At 71.1% G+C, this 3,134-nt stretch carries 2 protein-coding genes and 1 pseudogene; 2 read left to right on the forward strand and 1 reads right to left on the reverse strand.

What is annotated here, in order from left to right; genetic code table 11:
• Window positions 1–510 (reverse strand): annotated as a pseudogene (locus N878_RS16250) (TMAO reductase system protein TorT); the annotation flags it as partial.
• Window positions 511–622: 112 nt separating this feature from the next.
• On the opposite strand from N878_RS16250, the gene mdtD reads away from it, so the two are divergent.
• Together mdtD and dbpA are read left to right on the forward strand one after the other, a co-directional pair.
• Window positions 623–2,044 carry a multidrug transporter subunit MdtD gene (gene mdtD, locus N878_RS16255; protein WP_021444665.1) on the forward strand — a complete coding sequence of 474 codons (1,422 nt, stop codon included), beginning with the start codon at window positions 623–625 and terminating at the stop codon, window positions 2,042–2,044.
• A 50-nt stretch (window positions 2,045–2,094) separates the two neighbouring features.
• Window positions 2,095–3,134: ATP-dependent RNA helicase DbpA (gene dbpA, locus N878_RS16260; RefSeq protein ID WP_021444666.1), on the forward strand; the 1,040-nt coding region annotated here is incomplete at its 3' end.

Below are 3,134 nucleotides of genomic sequence, written 5' to 3' on the forward strand. Positions count from 1 at the left end.
GCGCAGCGGCCGGCCGCCGCCGTGCTGCACCGCGTAGGCCAGGGTGGCCGCGGCCATGTCGGCGAAATCCACCCGCGAGCGCGCGCTGAGGTCGGTGCAGTCGAGGCGATTGACCAGGTCGATCACCGGCCGCCCGGCGGCGCGCTGCTCGGCCACCGCCGGGCACAGGTCGAGGGTATTGATGCTGGCCAGCAGGAAGGCCTCGGCGCCCAGCGCCACGCAATGCTCGAACTGCTCCAGCTGCACCGGCCCGTGCTCGTAGCCGCCGGCCTCGTAGATGCCCAGCTGCACGCCGAGACGCCGCGCCTCCTGGTCCAGGCCCCAGGCCACCCCCCACCAGTAGCGATCCTTGCCGTGCGGCAACAGGGCGCAGATGCGCCACGGCCGCTCGGCTTTCGCCAGCGCCCGGTACTCGCGCGCCTGGCCGTCGACCTGCACCGGATAGGGAAACCAGGGCGCCGCCAGCAGGGCGGGAGCGACCAGAGCGAGCCATAGCGGAACCCAGCGCATGCCGCCGTCCTTACCCCGAGTCGGGGAGCCTTGTTTAGCGACAAGCCTAGCAGCGCCCTGGCCGAATGCGCCGCCAGGCTCTACAGTGCCGGCTGCCACCTGCGAGGAGCCCATGACCGACCCCGCCCCGCTCGACCCACGCACCGCCCGCCTGCTGCCCTGGATAGTCGCCATCGCCTTCTTCATGCAGACGCTGGACGGCACCATCCTCAACACCGCGCTGCCGGCCATGGCCGCCGACCTGGCCGAAAACCCGCTGCGCATGCAGTCGGTGGTGATCGCCTACATGCTCACCGTGGCCCTGCTGATCCCCGCCTCGGGCTGGATCGCCGACCGCTTCGGCACGCGGCGCATCTTCTTTGGCGCCATCGCCCTGTTCAGCCTCGGTTCGCTGCTGTGCGCCCTGTCCACCTCCCTGCCCATGCTGGTCGGCGCACGCATCGTGCAGGGCCTCGGCGGCGCGCTGATGATGCCGGTCGGGCGCCTGGTGGTGCTGCGCGCCTACCCGCGCTCGGAGCTGGTGCGGATCATGAGCTTCGTCACCCTGCCCGGCCTGCTCGGCCCGCTGCTCGGCCCGAGCCTGGGCGGCTGGCTGGTGGAGGTGGCCAGCTGGCACTGGATCTTCCTGATCAACCTGCCGGTCGGCCTGCTCGGCTGCTGGGCAGCGCTGCGGCATATGCCGGACCTGCGCGGGCCGAGCCGCAGCCGCTTCGACACCCCGGGCTTTGTGCTGTTCGGCGCCGCCATGCTGCTGATCACCGTGGCCCTGGAAGGCCTGGGCGAGCTGCACCTGCCGACCATGCGGGTGATGCTCCTGCTGCTCGGCGGCCTGGCCTGCCTGGCCGCCTACTGGCTGCGCGCCGGGCGCATCGAGCAGCCGCTGTTCGCCCCCAGCCTGTTCCGTACCCGCGGCTTCGCCGTGGGCATCATCGGCAACCTGTTCGCCCGCCTCGGCAGCGGCGCCCTGCCCTTTCTCACCCCGCTGCTGCTGCAACTGGCGATGGGCTACTCGCCGGCACAGGCCGGCATGAGCCTGATCCCCCTGGCACTGGCGGCGATGGCGGTCAAACCCCTGGCCAAGCCGCTGATCGAGCGCCTCGGCTACCGCCGCATCCTCACCGGCAACACCCTGCTGCTCGGCGTGCTGATCGCCAGCCTGGCCCTGGTCGATGCGGACACCGCGCTGCTGCAGCTGATCGTCCATCTGGGCCTGATCGGCGCGGTCAACTCGCTGCAGTTCACCGCGATGAACACCGTCACCCTGATCGACCTGGACAACCGCGACGCCAGCAGCGGCAACAGCCTGCTGTCGGTGGTGGTGCAGCTGGCCATGGGCCTGGGGGTGGCGGCTTCGGCGGCGCTGCTGGGCGGCTTCAGCCGCGAATTCGGCGGCGAGGGCCAGTTGCTGCAGGCGTTCCAGGCCACCTACCTGTGCGTCGGCCTGCTGTCGATGCTGGGCGCGGCGATATTCCTGCAGCTCGACCCGGCCGACGGCCGCCGCGCGCGGCGCCTCGAGGTGTCAGCGGAAGACTAGGCCGGCCTGCTACACTGCCGGCCTGTTTCGCCAGCCCCGAGCCCCTTGCCGTGACCGCCACCGATTTCGCCAGCCTGCCCCTGTCCGCCGCCATGCAGGCCAACCTCGCCGCCATCGGCTATGCCGAGATGACGCCGATCCAGGCCGCCAGCCTGCCAAGCATCCTCAAGGGCCGCGACCTGATCGCCCAGGCCAAGACCGGCAGCGGCAAGACCGCGGCCTTCGCCCTCGGCCTGCTGCACCCGCTCAATCCGCGCTATTTCGGCTGCCAGGCGCTGGTGCTGTGCCCCACCCGCGAGCTGGCCGACCAGGTGGCCAAGGAAATCCGCCGCCTGGCCCGCGCCGCCGACAACGTCAAGGTGCTGACTCTCTGTGGCGGCGTGCCCTTCGGCCCGCAGATCGGCTCGCTGGAGCACGGCGCCCACGTCATAGTCGGCACCCCGGGGCGGGTGCAGGAGCACCTGCGCAAGGGCACGCTGAAGGTCGACGGCCTCAACACCCTGGTGCTCGACGAGGCCGACCGCATGCTCGACATGGGCTTTATCGACAGCATCGCCGAGATCATCGAGCAGACCCCGGCGCGGCGGCAGACCCTGCTGTTCTCCGCCACCTACCCGGCCGGCATCGAGCAGCTCGCCGCGCGCTTTCTGCGCAGCCCGGAGCGGGTCGAAGTCGAGGCCCAGCACGACGACGGGCAGATCGAGCAGCGTTTCTACGAGATCGCCCCGGGCCAGCGCCTGGAAGCGGTGAGCACCCTGCTGCGGCATTTTCGCAAGCAGCCGGCGGTGGCCTTCTGCGCCACCCGCCAGCAGTGCGACGAGCTGGCCGCGCAGCTGGAAGCGGAAAAGATCTCCGCCGCCGCCCTGCACGGTGATCTGGAGCAACGCGAGCGCGACCAGATCCTGGCACTGTTCGCCAATCGCAGCCTCAGCGTGCTGGTGGCCACCGACGTGGCCGCCCGCGGCCTGGACATCGCCGGCCTGGAGCTGGTGATCAACGTCGAGCTGAGCCGCGATGCCGAGGTGCATATCCACCGCATCGGCCGCAGCGGCCGCGCCGGCGAGAAGGGCCTGGCGCTGAGCCTGGTGGC

Source organism: Pseudomonas sp. EGD-AK9, from assembly GCF_000465935.2.
GTDB lineage: Bacteria > Pseudomonadota > Gammaproteobacteria > Pseudomonadales > Pseudomonadaceae > Aquipseudomonas.

What these genes read in the sequence shown, in the direction of transcription:
- mdtD (WP_021444665.1), top strand. Translation starts at nt 623, where the DNA reads ATGACCGACCCCGCCCCGCTCGACCCACGCACCGCCCGCCTGCTGCCC.